This window comes from Streptomyces sp. NPDC021622 (assembly GCF_040640795.1).
GTDB lineage: Bacteria > Actinomycetota > Actinomycetes > Streptomycetales > Streptomycetaceae > Streptomyces.
This window is the reverse complement of the sequence record NZ_JBFACK010000006.1, coordinates 178706-193852: the sequence shown is the minus strand read 5'-3', so window position 1 is coordinate 193852 and position 15147 is coordinate 178706. Positions and strand designations below refer to the sequence as shown.

Below are 15147 nucleotides of genomic sequence, written 5' to 3'. Positions count from 1 at the left end.
TGACCTGGTCGGAAGCGTGTGTTCCAGAGAAAGCCGCGAGGGCTAGTTCTTCTGGATCTGGTCGAAGCTGAGCTCGACCGGGGTCTCGCGGCCGAAGATCTCGACGAGGCCCTTGACCTTCTTCGAGTCGGCGTTGATCTCGTTGATCGTCGCCTGCAGCGTCGCGAACGGGCCGTCGGTGACGGTGACCGAGTCGCCCACCTCGAAGTCCAGGACCTGGACCTCGACCTTGCGCTGCGGAGCGGGCTTGCCCTCGGCCTCGGCGGCCTCGCGGGCTGCCTTCTCCTCGGCCTCCGGGGCGAGCATCTTGACGATCTCGTCCAGGGTCAGCGGGTACGGGTCGTAGGCGTTGCCCACGAAGCCGGTGACGCCGGGGGTGTTGCGGACGACGCCCCAGGACTCGTTCGTCAGGTCCATGCGCACCAGGACGTACCCGGGGAGCTTGTTCTGACGGATCGTCTTGCGCTCGCCGTTCTTGATCTGCGCGACCTCTTCCTGCGGCACCTCGGCCTGGAAGATGAAGTCCTCGACATTCAGCGAGACGGCACGCTGCTCGAGGTTGGTCTTCACGCGGTTCTCGTAACCGGCGTACGTGTGGATGACGTACCACTCGCCGGGGAGGGTGCGGAGCTCCTCGCGCAGGGCGACGATCGGGTCGACCGGCTCGGCCTCCTCCTCGTCCTCGACGGACTCGGCGGCCTCAGCGGCTTCGCCGGCCTCCTCGGTCTCGTCCTCGGCGACGGCCTCGTCGACCTCGGCGTCGGCTTCGTCACCGGGCTCGGTCTCGACGTGCAGGGCCGCCTCCTCGGCGGCTACGCCCGCGACGGCGTCGGCAGCCTCGGCCTGGTCCGGGTCCTCGGCGTCCGCCGCCTCGACGATGTCGAGCTGGTCCTCCACGGACTCCGCCGACTCGATGGCGTCGTTCAGGTTCGGGTCAGACACGGTGGCTGCTTCTTCCTGGATACAGAGGGGTGGAACGCGCGAAATGGGCGCCGGGAACGGCGCCCTTCGCTCTCGGCTCAGCCGAAGACGTACTTGACGGCCTGGTTGAACCCATAGTCAATCACGGTCACGAGGCCGATCATGATGACGACGAAGACAATCACCACGGTGGTGTACGTCGTGAGTTGGCTGCGAGTCGGCCAGACGACCTTGCGGAGCTCCGCGACGATCTGGCGGTAGAAGAGCGCGAGACGGCCGAAGGGGCCCTTCTTGCCGCGCTTGCCGCCCTTGCGGGCCTTCTTCTTGGACTCCGGCGCCTCGTCCTGGGCATCAGGCATGTCGATGGAGCCCACGGCGTCCGTCACTCGTCCTCACCTGATTCCGGGTCGTGGCCGTGCCGCGCCCGGTTGAGCCGCACGGCGGTGCATTGCAGTACGTACATGCGCACACATCCTGGCGAAAGGTGTGTGTAGCAGGGCCGGAGGGACTTGAACCCCCAACCGCTGGTTTTGGAGACCAGTGCTCTACCAATTGAGCTACGACCCTTTGATTTCCCCCAACCTACCGCATCCGTCCCGGTGCACAGAGTGCGTTGAGAGGGCGCGGCCGGTGAGGGCCAACGAGCAGTGAGTGTACGTGCTCAGCGGCGCCCCGTCGAACAGCTTCAGATCCGGTGGTCATGGAAACGGGCGTGCCGGGGCGGTTTCGGGTCTGGAACGATGGGGTCATGAGCGCTGCCACTTCTCCCACCGAGCGCCGGGTCTCCGCCCGCATCGGCGCGATCTCCGAGTCCGCGACCCTCGCCGTAGACGCCAAGGCGAAGGCCCTCAAGGCCGCAGGACGGCCGGTGATCGGGTTCGGTGCGGGTGAGCCCGACTTCCCGACGCCCGACTACATCGTCGAGGCCGCCATCGAAGCCTGCAAGAACCCGAAGTACCACCGCTACACGCCGGCGGGCGGGCTTCCCGAGCTCAAGGCCGCGATCGCCGCGAAGACGCTGCGCGACTCCGGTTACGAGCCCGAGGTCTCCCAGATCCTGGTGACGAACGGCGGCAAGCAGGCCATCTACGAGGCGTTCGCCGCGATCCTCGACCCGGGCGACGAGGTCATCGTCCCGGCTCCGTACTGGACGACGTACCCGGAGTCGATCCGCCTCGCGGGCGGTGTGCCGGTCGAGGTCGTGGCCGACGAGACCACGGGCTACCGCGTGTCCGTGGAGCAGTTGGAGGCCGCTCGCACGGAGCGCACGAAGGTCGTCCTCTTCGTGTCGCCCTCCAACCCGACGGGCGCCGTCTACAACCGGGCCGACGCCGAGGCGATCGGCCGCTGGGCCGTCGAGCACGGCCTGTGGGTCCTGACCGACGAGATCTACGAACACCTCGTCTACGGAGACGCGACGTTCACCTCGCTCCCCGCGCTCCTGCCCGAGCTGCGCGACAAGTGCATCGTGGTCAACGGCGTGGCCAAGACGTATGCGATGACCGGCTGGCGGGTGGGCTGGATCATTGGCCCGAAGGACGTCGTGAAGGCCGCCACGAACCTGCAGTCGCACGCCACGTCGAACGTCTCCAATGTCGCGCAGGTGGCCGCCATCGCCGCCGTCTCCGGCGATCTGACCGCCGTCGAGAAGATGCGCGAGGCCTTCGACCGGCGCCGCAAGACCATCGTGCGGATGCTGAACGAGATCGACGGCGTGTTCTGCCCGGAGCCCGAGGGCGCCTTCTACGCGTACCCCTCGGTGAAGGCCCTCATCGGCAAGGAGATCCGCGGCAAGCGCCCGCAGAACTCCGTCGAGCTCGCCGCGCTGATCCTGGAGGAGGCCGAGGTCGCGGTCGTTCCGGGCGAGGCCTTCGGGACGCCGGGTTACCTGCGTCTTTCGTACGCCCTGGGTGACGAGGACCTCGTCGAGGGCGTCTCGCGGATCCAGAAGCTGCTGGCCGAGGCCCGCGACTAGGGCCGCCGGTTTTCGCGCTCCACGCGCGCGTGCGGGCCGTCTCTCCCCCTGGGAGAGGCGGCCCGTTTCTTCGTTCGGGGAAGGTCCCGAAGGTGGAAAGGCGCTACCGGGACGCCATGTGCGTACGGCAAGATCCTTGGATGGAGCGTGTACGAAACGTAAGAGAGCTGCCGAAGGCCCATCTGCACCTGCACTTCACCGGGTCGATGCGGCCCACGACCCTGCTCGAACTCGCCGACAAGTACGGCGTGCGGCTCCCGGAGGCGCTGACCGGCGCGGAGCCGCCGAAGCTCCGGGCGACCGATGAGCGCGGCTGGTTCCGCTTCCAGCGGCTCTATGACGCCGCGCGCTCCTGTCTGCGCGAGCCCGAGGACATCCAGCGCCTGGTGCGGGAGGCCGCCGAGGAGGATCTGCGGGACGGGTCGGGGTGGCTGGAGATCCAGGTCGACCCGACGTCGTACGCGCCGCGGCTCGGCGGACTCATCCCGGCCCTGGAAATCATCCTGGACGCCGTCGAGAGCGCCTCGCGGGAGACCGGCCTCGGAATGCGCCTGCTGGTCGCCGCGAACCGCATGAAGCACCCGCTGGACGCCCGCACGCTGGCGCGGCTCGCGGTGCGGTACGCGGACCGGGGCATCGTCGGCTTCGGGCTCTCGAACGACGAACGCCGGGGCATGGCGCGGGACTTCGACCGCGCCTTCTCGATCGCACGCGACGGCGGTCTGCTGGCGGCGCCGCACGGCGGTGAGCTGACCGGGCCCGCGTCGGTACGGGACTGCCTGGACGACCTGCACGCGGCGCGGATCGGGCACGGGGTGCGTGCCGCCGAGGACCCGCGGCTCCTGAAGCGGCTCGCGGACCGGGGCGTGACGTGCGAGGTCTGCCCGGCTTCGAACGTCGCGCTCGGCGTCTACGAGAAGCCCGAGGACGTGCCGCTGCGGACGCTGTTCGACGCCGGGGTGCCGATGGCGCTCGGGGCCGACGACCCGCTGCTCTTCGGGTCACGGCTCGCCGCCCAGTACGAGATCGCGCGGCAGCACCATGACTTCTCGGACGCCGAGCTCGCCGAACTGGCCCGGCAGTCGGTCCGCGGCTCGGCGGCCCCCGTCGACGTACAGGAGAAGCTGCTGTCCGGGATCGAGCAGTGGCTCAGCGGCTGATGCCCGCCAGGAGGGTGCGGGCGAGGGCGGCCGCGAACTCGTCGACGGGCTGCGGGGGCCGCTTGCCGACCGTGGAGTCGTAGGCGAAGGCTCGCTGGGCGCAGGCGCCCAGGAGCAGTGAGGCGGCGGCGAAGGTGTCGGCCCCTGGGTCGATGCGGCCGGCGTCGCGTTCGGCACGGAGATAGGCGTCGAGGGCCTCGATGGGCATGTGCGGGCCCGTGCCCATCTCCCGCATGGAGTCCTCGTGGCGGCGCTTGAGCTTGGTCTCGGCGTAGAGGGACGCGGCGATCGGGAAGCTCTCGGCGTAGAAGTGGCTGGCCAGGCGGGCGATCTCGGCGAGGTTCTCCTCCACCGGGCGCTCCCCCGGGTCCTCGGCGAGGCGGTGGAGCAGCGGGCCCAGGCGGGGCAGCCGCTCCTGGAGGACAGCCACGAACAGCTCTTCCTTGCTGGCGAAGTGCTTGTAGAGCGCCGCTTCGGAGCAGCCCGCCGCTTTCGCGATCTCCTTGGTGGTGGCACGGGAGAGGCCGACGGTGAGCATGAGTTCATGGGCCGCGTCGAGGATGCGGGCCCGGGTGGGCTTCATCTGCATGTGCCGTCCAACCAGGCTTGACGAAGGGGTGAGCGGATACTCACTCTAGGGGTGAGTGAACACTTACCCACTTGGGGAGGGTACGCAATGAAGCTCACGGTTTTCGGTGCGACCGGCGGTGTCGGCGGGGAGATCGTCCGGCAGGCGCTCGCCACGGGGCATGAGGTCACGGCCGTCGTGCGCGATCCCGCGCGGCTCTCGGCGACGGGAGCCGGCCTGGAAGTCTTCCGTGCCGACCTGAAGGACCCGGAGTCGCTGCGGGGCGCGGTGGCCGGGCGGGACGCGGTGCTCTCGGGGCTCGGGGCGCGCGGAACAGCGGACGCCCGGACGGGAGTGGCGGCCGCCCTCACGCGGTCGGTGGTACGTGCCATGGAGGCCGAGGGGGTGCGCAGGCTGGTGGTGGTGAGCGCGGCGCCGGTCGGCCCGCCCGCCGAGCGTCAGCCGGTGATCGACCGGATCGCTGGGGCCCTGGTCAGCAGGATCCTGAAGGCGGTGTACGACGATCTGCGGGCGATGGAGGCCGAGCTCGCGCGCAGCGCGACGGACTGGACGTCCGTACGCCCGCCGCGACTCCAGGACAAGCCGGCGACAGGCATCTACCGCCGGGTGGTCGGGGGCACTCCGGCCAGCGGCAGGTTCATCGGCAGGGCCGATGTGGCGCACGCGATGCTGGCGACCATCGACGACCTGGCGACGGTGAAGCAGGGCGTGGGCGTCGCCTACTAGTGGCCGCCTAGTGGCTGGCCGCCCTCTACGTAGAAGGCGGCTACAGGCTGACGCCCACGGTCACCGGCTCGTTGACCAGCGTGACCCCGAAGGCGTCCCGCACCCCGGCGACGACCTCGCGGGCGAGGGCCAGGAGGTCCTCCGTAGTGGCGCCGCCGCGGTTGGTGAGGGCGAGGGTGTGCTTGGTGGAGATGCGGGCCCGGCCTTCGCCGTAGCCCTTGGTGAAGCCCGCCTTGTCGATCAGCCAGGCGGCGGAGGTCTTCACACGGCCGTCGTCCGTCGGGAAGGCGGGAGGCGCGACATCCGGGCCGAGGCGGTCGGCCACGCGCGCGTGGAAGACGGTGAACTCGTCCTCGGTGAGGATCGGGTTGGTGAAGAACGACCCGGCCGACCAGCTGTCGTGGTCCTCGGGGTCGAGCACCATGCCCTTGCCCGCGCGGAGCTTCAGGACGGTCTCACGGGCGACAGCGGCCGGGACCCGGTCGCCCGCCTGCACGCCGAGCGTGCGGGCCGTCTCCGGGTACTTGATCGGGGCGCTCATCCCCTGGGCGTCCTCCAGGGCGAAGCGCACCCGCAGGACCACGAAGCGGTCCGGATCGGCCTTGAAACGACTGTGGCGGTACGAGAACTCGCACTCGGCGTTCGCGATGGTGACCGTCTCGTGGGTCTTCCTGTCGTAAGCGATCACCTCGGTGATCGTCGACGAGACCTCCTGGCCGTACGCCCCCACGTTCTGGATCGGCGTCGCGCCCGCCGAGCCGGGGATTCCGGCGAGGCACTCGATGCCCGCAAGCCCGGCCTCCACGACGCGGGCGACAGCGTCGGTCCACACCTCACCGGCGGCAAGCTCCAGCTTCGTACCGTCGAGCTCGAAGCCCTTGGTGGCGATGCGCAGCGCCGTGCCGTCGAAGCCCTTGTCCCCGATGACGAGGTTCGAGCCGCCGCCGATGAGCAGCAGCGGGGTCCCGGAGTCATCGGCCTCACGGACGGCAGCGATCACCTCGGCGTCGGTCGTCGCGGTGATCAGACGGGTCGCGGGGCCACCGAGCCGGAAGGTGGTCAGCGGGGCGAGGGGGGCATCGTGGAGTTCCTGCACGTGCTCAAGAGTACGGTCCGTGGCCCCGCCGCTCGGGCGGGGCCACGGACCGTGCGGGCCGAGGGACGTCAGGGCCGGTCAGCGCCGCTTCACACAGCGGCCACGGAGCGCTTCTCGGCCTTCAGACGCCCGCCGGAGTGCGCTCGGCCACCGGCCCCTCGGATACCGGAGCCGTGACGGCCGCGCCCTCGGTCGCGGTCCGCCGGGGCAGGAGCCACGCGGCCACCGCGCCGAGGGCGACCACCGCGGCTCCCACCCAGAGCGAGGGTCCGAGCCCGTCCACGAAGTTCTGCGGGGACGCGTAGCCGCCCTGGGCGGAGAAGACCGAGGCGAGGGCCGCGATGCCGAGGGCGCCGCCGACCTCGCGCAGGGCGTTGTTGGCGCCGGACGCGATGCCCTGCTCGGACGGAATGACGCTGGCCATCACCAGGCTCGCCGCCGGCGCGAAGTACAGCGCCATGCCGACGCCGCTGATGATCAGGGCAGGCAGCTGGGCGGCATACGACACATCGGTGGCCACGACGGCCGCGAACCAGCCGAGGCCGATGGCCTGGAGGGCGAGGCCCACGGTGACGACCGGACGACCGCCGATCTTGTCCGAGAGGTAGCCGGCGATGGGGGCGACGAGCATCGGCATGCCGGTCCAGGGCAGCATCCGCAGGCCGGCCTCGGTGGGCGAGTAGCCGAGCACGGTCTGCAGGAACTGGCTGAGCAGGAAGATCGCGCCGAACATCCCTACGAACATCAGCAGGCTCGCCGCGTTGATCGCGGAGAAGGCGCGGTTGCGGAAGAGCCGCATCGGCAGCATCGGGTTCTTGCCCCGGATGCCGTGCCGGACGAAGCCGGCGAGCAGCGCGAAGCCCGCGATCAGGCCGGTGAGGACGGGCACGCTGGTCCAGCCGTCGATGTTGCCGCGGATCAGCGCGTAGACGATCCCGAAGAGGCCGCCGCTGGCCAGCACGGTCCCGGTGAGGTCGAGCGGCGCCCCCGTGCCGTGCGACTCGGCCAGGCGGAGCCGTGCGAGCGGCAGCAGGGCGAGGCCGAGCGGGACGTTCAGCCAGAAGATCCACTGCCAGGACACATGCTCGGTCAGGCTGCCGCCGATCAGCGGACCACTGGCGACCGCGAGGCCATTGACGGCGCCCCAGATGCCGTACGCCATACCGCGCTTGGCCGCGGGCACCGCCGCCGTCAGCAGGGTCAGCGTCAGCGGCATCATGATCGCGGCGCCGACTCCCTGCACCGCGCGGGCGGCGATCAGCGCCTCGATGCCGGGCGCGAGGGCGGCGGCCGCGGAGGCCGCAGTGAAGATCGCGATGCCCACGACGAAGAGCTTGCGGCGGCCGAAGCGGTCCCCCAGGGCGGCGCCGAACATGAGGAGCACGGCGAAGGTGAGGGTGTAGGCGCTCACCGTCCATTCGAGGTCGTGCAGCTCTCCCCCGAAGTCCTCGCGGATGGCGGGCAGGGCCGTGGTGACCACGAGGTTGTCGAGTGCCGCCATGAATCCGGCGACGCCGGTGATGACGAGGGCCCAGGCGACTCCCCCGCGCTGTGCCGTCTGCTGAGACATTGCTTTCCCCCTGTGGTTAGTTATTGCTGACTAACTTGCGTGGGCGCAAAAACGCGCACCTGTGTGACGCGCGTGACTCACCCCTTGGGCCGCACCGACTCGTAGAAGCCGGTCCACACCCGGTGGTCGGGCTGGAACCCCATCGACACCAGGACATTGACCAGCATCCCGTACGCAAGGAACTGCGTCGCCTCACCGACGTCCGCCCCCATCGCGAGGCGAACCGTGTCGTACATCTCCATCCAGGCGGCCCGCACCGCCTGGCCGAACTCCCGATCGCCGGACTCCTCGGCGGAGGCCACGGCGACGTACATCTGCATCTGCATGAGCAGCTTGTCCGGGTCATCGGCGATGAGCGCCTGATAGGCCTGGCCCATGGCATGCACCGCCTCCTCCCCCTCCAGCCCTTCGGCCGCCTTCTGGAAGACCGCGGTGGTCTCCTGGCAGCAGCGCACGGACGCCGCGAGGAAGATGGCCTGCTTACCCGGGAAGAGCCGGAAGAGATACGGCTGCGAGACGCCCACCCGCTTGGCGATCACCTCGGTGGAGGTGCCCTTGTAGCCGCCGCGGGCGAACTCGATCATCGCCGCGCGAATGACGCTCTCGCGTCGCTCTTCTGCGCTCATCCTGACCATGTGAATAAGTTAGTGGCCAATCACTAATTACGTCAAATGGGAGCGGCCACGGGCGAGCGGGAGGGACAGCACACGGGTAAGGGGCACCCGCAATGGACGGGTGCCCCTTACCCTCTGTCACTTCCGCTGCCGCGCGGAGCCGCCGTACGGGTCAGGCGAGCTGGACCACGGCGCGGGACATCCCGAGCACCTTCTGGCCCGCACTCATCGCCACCAGGTCGACCCGGACGCGGTTGTCGTCCAGCTTCTGGGCGACCTTGCCGCTCACCTCGATCAGCGCGCCCTTGTCGTCGTTCGGGACCACGACGGGCTTGGTGAAGCGCACGCCGTACTCGACGACGGCGGCCGGGTCGCCCGCCCAGTCCGTCACGACGCGGATCGCTTCGGCCATGGTGAACATGCCGTGCGCGATGACGTCGGGCAGACCTACCTCGACCGCGAACTTCTCGTTCCAGTGGATCGGGTTGAAGTCACCGGAGGCGCCCGCGTACCGCACGAGCGTGGCGCGCGTCACGGGGAAGCTCTGGGCCGGCAGCTCGGTGCCGACCTCGACGCCCTCGTACGAAATCTTCGCCGTCATCGCCTCACACTTCCTCTGCCGCGGGCTCCGCCGCACGCGCGACGAGCTTGGTCCACGCGGTCACGACGTGCTCGCCGGCCTCGTCGTGGACCTCACCGCGGATGTCCAGGATGTCGTTGCCCGCCATGGACTTGATGGCCTCGATGGTCGAGGTGACCGCAAGCCGGTCGCCCGCACGCACCGGCCGGGTGTACGCGAACTTCTGGTCGCCGTGCACGACCCGGCTGTAGTCGAGCCCCAGCTGAGGGTCCTCGATGACCTGGCCCGCGGCCTTGAAAGTGATCGCAAACACAAAAGTCGGCGGGGCGATCACATCGGAGTGGCCATAAGCCTTGGCCGCTTCCGCGTCGGTGTACGCGGGATTCGCGTCGCCCACCGCTTCGGCGAACTCACGGATCTTCTCCCGGCCGACCTCATAGGGCTCGGTGGGCGGGTAGGACCGCCCCACGAAGGACTGGTCGAGCGCCATGGACTCGGCACCTCCTGCAGGTTGGGGTAAACGACACGAGGCCGCCCCCAGCAATCGGGGACGGCCTCGTGTACGAGCCTGTGTTTAGCGCGTTTCGCGGTGCGCAGTGTGCGCGTTGCAGCGCGGGCAGTGCTTCTTCATCTCAAGACGGTCCGGGTCGTTACGCCGGTTCTTCTTGGTGATGTAGTTCCGCTCCTTGCACTCCACGCAGGCCAGCGTGATCTTCGGGCGGACGTCTGTGGCAGCCACGTGAGTGCTCCTTGACGGACGGATGGACGGATGAACGCATAAAAGAGTAGCCGATCGGAGGACCGACCCCACAATCGGCTACTACTAGTAGTAGCGGTGACCGGACTTGAACCGGTGACACAGCGATTATGAGCCGCTTGCTCTACCGACTGAGCTACACCGCTGCGATGCCGGATCCCCTCGCCCGAAGGCGAGGATCAACCAACATCAGAGCCCCAATGCGGAATCGAACCGCAGACCTTCTCCTTACCATGGAGACGCTCTACCGACTGAGCTATTGGGGCGAGCGATGAAGACATTACACGGTTGGTCGCCGATCGCCCAAATCCGTTTCGCCGGGGCTGTCCAGGGGCATCGAGAGCGCCGCCCCAGCCGCCTCACCACGTCACATCAGCGCCTCTCGGCACACCCGTGAAACGCCTCGCACCACACCGGTACGACTATTGCGCCCTTCCTCGAAGAGGGCCGGTCGTCGCCCTAGGCTCGACTCACGCTGCGTGATCTTGGACGTCCTGATCGGGTACGCCGTGCCGCCGGGACCGCAGCCGCCCCCGAACCTCAGGAGCGCGATGCCCGACAGCCAGCCGCAGCCCCATTCCCCCGGCTCGTCCGGTTCCGGCTCCTCCGGTGACGACGCTCCCGACACCTCCGCGCTGCTGCTCTGCGGCGCCCGGCTGACCGACGGCCGGACCGTGGACGTACGACTCGGCTCGGGGCGCATCGAAGCGGTCGGCACGGCGGGCAGCCTCACCGTGCACGCCGCGCGGGTGGACCTCGGCGGCTATCTCCTGCTCCCGGCGGCCGCCGAGCCGCACGCGCACAGCGACACCGCGCTGTCGGCAGACGTGGAAGGACCGGTCTCGTACGACCTCCCGGACGTCCAGCGGCGGGCCACCGAAGCGGCTCTGCTGCAGCTCGGGCACGGTGCGACGGCGCTGCGCTCGCATGTGCGGATCGGCGACGTCCAGGGGCTCACGTCGATGGAGGCGGTGCTCCAGGCCCGGCGTTCACTGCGCGGGCTCGTCGATCTGACAGCCGTGGCCGTGCCCCGGCTGCTGACCGGTGTGGCCGGGGCCGACGGTCTCGCGATGCTGCGGGACGCGGTGAAAATGGGCGCCTCCGTAGTGGGCGGCTGCCCCGATCTGGACCCCGATCCGACGGGGTACGTGGAGGCGGTGCTCGAAGTCGCGGCGGAGCACGGCTGCCCCGTCGACCTGCACACGGACGGCAGCGATCCGGCTCGCCTCGGGCGGCTCGCCGCGATGGCGGGCGGGCTGCGGCCCGGGGTGACGATCGGCCCGTGCGGCGGGCTCGGCCGGCTGCCGTCGGACGTGGCCGCGCGGACCGCCGATCAGCTCGCGGCGGCCGGGGTGACCGTGGTCTGCCTGCCGCAGGGCGGCTGCGGGAGCGTGGACCGGCGCGGCGCGGTCGCCCCGGTGCGGCTGCTGCGGGCCGCCGGGGTGCGGGTGGCCGCGGGCAGCGGGGCCATGCGGGACGTGTCGAACCCGGTGGGGCGCGGCGACCCGCTGGAGGCCGCCTACCTGCTCGCGTCGCGCTGCGGGCTGCGTTCCGAGGACGCCTACGGAGCGGTGAGCGGGGCCGCCCGGTCGGCCATGGGGTTCCCCGAGGTCCGCGTGGAGGCGGGCTTCCCCGCCGAACTCCTCGCGGTGCGGGGCGATCGCCTCTCGGGCGCGCTTTCGCTCGCGTACAGCCGCATCGTGGTGCACCGGGGGCGCGTGGTGGCGCGGACGAGCGCGGTGCGGGAGTACTGCGATTCGGCGGCTACCGTGGCCCTCGATCTGCCGCGCCAGGGACGGGCGAACAAGGCGGGGCCGGGGCAGCCGAACGGCGAAGAACCGTCCTGAGGGCGCGCGTCCGTTCGATGCATGCTCCCGCGCGCGCGGGGCGATCATGCTGGGGCTGCCGTACGGTCGGAGACATGCGCATTGTCATCGCTGGAGGTCATGGTCAGATCGCGCTGCGGCTCGAGCGGTTGCTCGCCGCACGGGGTGACGAGGCGGTCGGGATCGTCCGCAAGGCCGGGCAGGACGCCGACCTGCGGGCGGCCGGTGCCAAAGCGGTCCTGTGCGACCTGGAGTCGGCATCCGTCGACGAGGTCGCGGGGCATCTGGAAGGCGCCGACGCGGCCGTGTTCGCGGCAGGCGCCGGGCCGGGCAGCGGGGCCGACCGCAAGAACACCGTGGACCGGGACGCGGCCGTGCTGTTCGCGGACGCGGCCGAGCGCGCCGGAGTGCGGCGCTACGTAGTGGTGTCGTCCATGGGCGCGGACCCCGCGCACCAGGGCGACGACATCTTCGACGCCTATCTCCGCGCCAAGGGCGAGGCCGACGACTACGTACGTGGGCGTGCGGCCCTGGACTGGACGATCCTGCGCCCCGGGATGCTGACGGACGACGCGGGCACCGGTCTGGTCCGTCTGGAGGCATCGACCGGGCGGGGGCCCATCCCGCGTGACGACGTGGCCGCGGTGCTCGCCGAGCTCGTCGACTCGTCGGCGACGGCGGGGCTGACGCTGGAGCTGATCAGCGGTTCGACGCCGGTGTCGGTGGCGGTCAAGTCCGTTGCGGGGAACTGAAGTCCGCTGGCCGGGGGACCCATTGACCGACGAGGTGCCGGCCACGCAGGAAGCGCTGCTGCGGCAGATGTACGCCGTCTTCAGTACGGATGAGCGCGATGCGTTCATCCCGCGCTCGCTCGCGCCCGACGTGGACTGGCCGAACCTCCTGGACGACACCCGTGCCCACGGCATCGCGGAGGTCCGGGCCTACTGGGCACGGCAGTTCGCGGTGATGCACCCACTGGTGCACCTGGAACGGCTGCGGCTCGACGACGACGGACGCCGGGTCGTGGCGACCGTGCGGCCCGGACTGCGGGACGAGACGGGCGACCACTGGGCGCCGAAGACGGTCGAGCACGTCTACAGCTTCCGGGCCGACGGTCTGGTGAGCCGGATGGACGTACGACAGCGCTGATCGGGCGGCCCTGACCGTTGACGGCGGCTCTGGACGCCCTGTGCGGCCGTGTGGGCGCCTCAGAACAGCGGGAGCTGGCCGGGGAACTCCGGCACCGCGTAGCCGTCCAGAGCGGGCTGTGCGGCGCCGAGCTGGGCCTGTCTGCGGGACCCCGGGCAGGAGATCAGCTCGCCGCTGCCGCGCGGGCCCGGCGGGTCGTGGCGGGCGAACCGGCCTCCGACGACAGCGATTTCGCGGCGGCACTCGGGGCAGTTCCTGCGGCGGGACGACATGGCCCCAGCGTACGAAAAGACCCCCTCCGCCTTGCGTTTCCGCAAGACGGAGGGGTCTGCTCATGTCCTGTCCACCGGGCGCCATGCCCTGTCAACCAGGCGCTCAGGGACGGTGCTTGACGCACACCATGAAGCTCTTGGCGAAGGCATCCGACTTGTTGCCGACGTACGCCACCGCAGACGCATCCACGCGTTCACAGACCTTCTTGCCCTGCCTGGAGGGCAGCTGCCAGGCCTTGAATGTGACCGGTGCCCCCGAGTTGTACTGGTAGTAGGACGAGTCGTTCTTGGTGTACGTCGTCGACCGGATGGCGCGGCGGATGGTGCCGCAGGTACGGGAGCTCCCAACGCTCGCGCCCCAGGGCACACTCACGGAGATACTCGTGCTCTCCGTGCAGTTGCGGTCGTACCACCTCTGCGACAGCTTCATCTTGCCCACCTTGCGCGGCACCCCGCGGCCACACCGGTTCGACGTACTGGAGATGACCTTCGGCTTGATCAGTTTGACCCTCGTCACCACGAGCTCGCCGTGGCTCTCCACCGTGGTGTAGTAGCGGAGCTTGCCGGTGATCTTGACGCCCACGCACCGCTTGAGGGGCTTGGACCAGCCCTCGAACCCCCTCTTGTATCCCGCGGTGTTCCACCTGCCCTCCGCCTTGACGGCACTCAGGCTCTCGCCGTCGGCCTTCGCCGCCACGGCACTCCCCGTCGGAACCGCCGACTGTGCCTGCGCGGCACCTACGGTGCCACCGGCCAGACATGAAGCCAGCGCGACGACCATCGCACCGCGCTGAATCGCTCGACGCATCTTGCGCACTCCCCCGTACTGGTCACTTGAGTCGCATGACTGGTGCGCCTTCCGCCCGATGAGCCGCGAGGACGGGATGGCGCACAACGACGCTAGTGGTTGAGGGAGGCGCGGGAAATTGCCCTTTGGTACATGTCGGCCCGAGGTCTCCAGGGCACGGACGCCAGCCCGGAAGGGCTGGCCGACGGCGGGGCTCCCTCGAAGCGGGCACGAAAAACCCCCAGCATCTTGATGCTGGGGGTTTCCCAAGTGTGGCGGCGCCAGGATTCGAACCTGGGAAGGCTGAGCCGGCAGATTTACAGTCTGCTCCCTTTGGCCGCTCGGGCACACCGCCATGTTTGCTGCCCCTGTTCCGCTTGCGCGGCGCTCCGTGGCAACGACGTAAACCATACCTGATGGGTAGGGGTGCTTCGCCACCCGATTGATCAGCGCCCGGAGCGGGGGCGGTGGCTAGGCTTTGCGGGTGCGGCCAGGGACCGACGGCCGTGCACCAGCTGAGTACGCAGACCCCGATACAAGGAGCCACAGGACATGGCCGACTCCAGTTTCGACATCGTCTCGAAGGTCGAGCGGCAGGAGGTCGACAACGCCCTCAACCAGGCCGCCAAGGAGATCTCGCAGCGCTACGACTTCAAGGGCACGGGCGCATCGATCGCCTGGTCCGGCGAGAAGATCCTGATGGAGGCGAACGGCGAGGAGCGGGTCAAGGCGATCCTCGACATCTTCCAGTCCAAGCTGATCAAGCGTGGCATCTCGCTGAAGTCGCTGGACGCGGGCGAGCCGCAGCTGTCCGGCAAGGAGTACAAGATCTTCGCCTCGATCGAGGAGGGCATCTCCCAGGAGAACGCCAAGAAGGTCGCCAAGATCATCCGCGATGAGGGCCCCAAGGGCGTCAAGGCGCAGGTCCAGGGCGACGAGCTGCGAGTCAGCTCGAAGAGCCGGGACGACCTGCAGGCCGTGCAGGCGCTGCTCAAGGGGCAGGACTTCGACTTCGCGGTGCAGTTCGTCAACTACCGGTAGTTCACGGTCGTACGACTACGGAGGGCGGGCACCCGGGCCGGGTGCCCGCCCTTGCTGCTGGCCGCAGATCGGGGCAACGGCGTC

The 15147-nt window shown here is 69.7% G+C and carries 18 protein-coding genes and 4 tRNA genes; 7 read left to right on the top strand and 15 right to left on the bottom strand.

Annotated elements, in window-relative coordinates:
* Window positions 1–42 precede the first annotated feature (42 nt).
* The 3 genes from nusG to AB0G47_RS14165 all read right to left on the bottom strand — a co-directional run bounded on the left by nusG (window position 43) and on the right by AB0G47_RS14165 (window position 1488).
* A complete protein-coding gene (gene nusG / locus AB0G47_RS14175) occupies window positions 43–942 on the bottom strand; it encodes a transcription termination/antitermination protein NusG (protein WP_360768474.1) in 900 nt (299 codons plus the stop codon).
* Between the two features lie 77 nt (window positions 943–1019).
* Window positions 1020–1307, bottom strand: coding sequence for a preprotein translocase subunit SecE (gene secE, locus AB0G47_RS14170; protein WP_190084400.1), 288 nt, complete (start codon window positions 1305–1307; stop codon window positions 1020–1022).
* Window positions 1308–1415: 108 nt separating this feature from the next.
* Window positions 1416–1488 (bottom strand) — tRNA-Trp (locus AB0G47_RS14165).
* A gap of 181 nt (window positions 1489–1669) precedes the next feature.
* Between AB0G47_RS14165 and AB0G47_RS14160 the strand changes: the two genes are divergently transcribed.
* Complete coding sequence (locus tag AB0G47_RS14160; protein ID WP_360768471.1) at window positions 1670–2896, top strand: pyridoxal phosphate-dependent aminotransferase; 1227 nt, start codon at window positions 1670–1672, stop codon at window positions 2894–2896.
* Between the two features lie 140 nt (window positions 2897–3036).
* Window positions 3037–4056 carry an adenosine deaminase gene (locus AB0G47_RS14155; RefSeq protein WP_360768468.1) on the top strand — a complete coding sequence of 340 codons (1020 nt, stop codon included), beginning with the start codon at window positions 3037–3039 and terminating at the stop codon, window positions 4054–4056.
* Here the strand turns inward: AB0G47_RS14155 and AB0G47_RS14150 are convergent.
* Window positions 4046–4645: a helix-turn-helix domain-containing protein gene (locus AB0G47_RS14150; RefSeq protein ID WP_360768465.1), complete on the bottom strand. Its 600-nt coding sequence runs from the start codon at window positions 4643–4645 to the stop codon at window positions 4046–4048. The two genes, AB0G47_RS14155 and AB0G47_RS14150, sit on opposite strands and share 11 nt — an antisense overlap.
* An 87-nt stretch (window positions 4646–4732) precedes the next feature.
* Between AB0G47_RS14150 and AB0G47_RS14145 the strand changes: the two genes are divergently transcribed.
* Window positions 4733–5371, top strand: coding sequence for an NAD(P)H-binding protein (locus AB0G47_RS14145; RefSeq protein ID WP_360768462.1), 639 nt, complete (start codon window positions 4733–4735; stop codon window positions 5369–5371).
* 40 nt (window positions 5372–5411) lie between these two features.
* Here AB0G47_RS14145 and AB0G47_RS14140 read toward each other — a convergent pair whose 3' ends face one another.
* The 8 genes from AB0G47_RS14140 to AB0G47_RS14105 form a co-directional block, all read right to left on the bottom strand.
* Window positions 5412–6467, bottom strand: a complete 1056-nt coding sequence (locus tag AB0G47_RS14140; RefSeq protein WP_360768459.1) for a UDP-N-acetylmuramate dehydrogenase — start codon at window positions 6465–6467, stop codon at window positions 5412–5414.
* A 121-nt stretch (window positions 6468–6588) separates the two neighbouring features.
* A complete protein-coding gene (locus AB0G47_RS14135; RefSeq protein WP_360768456.1) occupies window positions 6589–8037 on the bottom strand; it encodes a DHA2 family efflux MFS transporter permease subunit in 1449 nt (482 codons plus the stop codon).
* Between the two features lie 77 nt (window positions 8038–8114).
* Window positions 8115–8672, bottom strand: coding sequence for a TetR/AcrR family transcriptional regulator (locus AB0G47_RS14130; protein WP_360768453.1), 558 nt, complete (start codon window positions 8670–8672; stop codon window positions 8115–8117).
* A gap of 151 nt (window positions 8673–8823) precedes the next feature.
* Entirely contained in the window at window positions 8824–9252 is a 429-nt protein-coding gene (locus AB0G47_RS14125) for a MaoC family dehydratase (RefSeq protein WP_266863215.1), read from the bottom strand.
* Window positions 9253–9256: 4 nt separating this feature from the next.
* Window positions 9257–9721, bottom strand: coding sequence for a MaoC family dehydratase N-terminal domain-containing protein (locus AB0G47_RS14120; RefSeq protein ID WP_360768450.1), 465 nt, complete (start codon window positions 9719–9721; stop codon window positions 9257–9259).
* Window positions 9722–9805: 84 nt separating this feature from the next.
* Entirely contained in the window at window positions 9806–9970 is a 165-nt protein-coding gene (gene rpmG / locus AB0G47_RS14115; protein ID WP_004571794.1) for a 50S ribosomal protein L33, read from the bottom strand.
* Window positions 9971–10061: 91 nt separating this feature from the next.
* Window positions 10062–10134: transfer RNA gene (locus AB0G47_RS14110), tRNA-Met, on the bottom strand.
* Window positions 10135–10181: 47 nt separating this feature from the next.
* Window positions 10182–10254 (bottom strand) — tRNA-Thr (locus AB0G47_RS14105).
* A 285-nt stretch (window positions 10255–10539) separates the two neighbouring features.
* Here AB0G47_RS14105 and AB0G47_RS14100 point away from each other — a divergent pair.
* The 3 genes from AB0G47_RS14100 (at window position 10540) to AB0G47_RS14090 (ending at window position 12963) form a co-directional block, all read left to right on the top strand.
* Entirely contained in the window at window positions 10540–11835 is a 1296-nt protein-coding gene (locus AB0G47_RS14100) for an amidohydrolase family protein (protein ID WP_360769021.1), read from the top strand.
* 74 nt (window positions 11836–11909) lie between these two features.
* Window positions 11910–12566: an SDR family oxidoreductase gene (locus tag AB0G47_RS14095; RefSeq protein WP_360768447.1), complete on the top strand. Its 657-nt coding sequence runs from the start codon at window positions 11910–11912 to the stop codon at window positions 12564–12566.
* A 22-nt stretch (window positions 12567–12588) separates the two neighbouring features.
* On the top strand, window positions 12589–12963 hold the full coding sequence (locus AB0G47_RS14090; RefSeq protein ID WP_360768444.1) for a nuclear transport factor 2 family protein: 375 nt from the start codon (window positions 12589–12591) through the stop codon (window positions 12961–12963).
* A gap of 59 nt (window positions 12964–13022) precedes the next feature.
* Here the strand turns inward: AB0G47_RS14090 and AB0G47_RS14085 are convergent, their stop codons facing one another.
* From AB0G47_RS14085 to AB0G47_RS14075, 3 genes are all read right to left on the bottom strand, one after another.
* A complete protein-coding gene (locus tag AB0G47_RS14085) occupies window positions 13023–13235 on the bottom strand; it encodes a hypothetical protein (protein WP_360768441.1) in 213 nt (70 codons plus the stop codon).
* Window positions 13236–13338: 103 nt separating this feature from the next.
* Entirely contained in the window at window positions 13339–14043 is a 705-nt protein-coding gene (locus AB0G47_RS14080; RefSeq protein ID WP_360768438.1) for a hypothetical protein, read from the bottom strand.
* 252 nt (window positions 14044–14295) lie between these two features.
* Window positions 14296–14377, bottom strand: a tRNA-Tyr gene (locus AB0G47_RS14075).
* A gap of 197 nt (window positions 14378–14574) precedes the next feature.
* Between AB0G47_RS14075 and AB0G47_RS14070 the strand changes: the two genes are divergently transcribed.
* A complete protein-coding gene (locus AB0G47_RS14070; RefSeq protein ID WP_055564526.1) occupies window positions 14575–15063 on the top strand; it encodes a YajQ family cyclic di-GMP-binding protein in 489 nt (162 codons plus the stop codon).
* Window positions 15064–15147 lie beyond the last annotated feature (84 nt).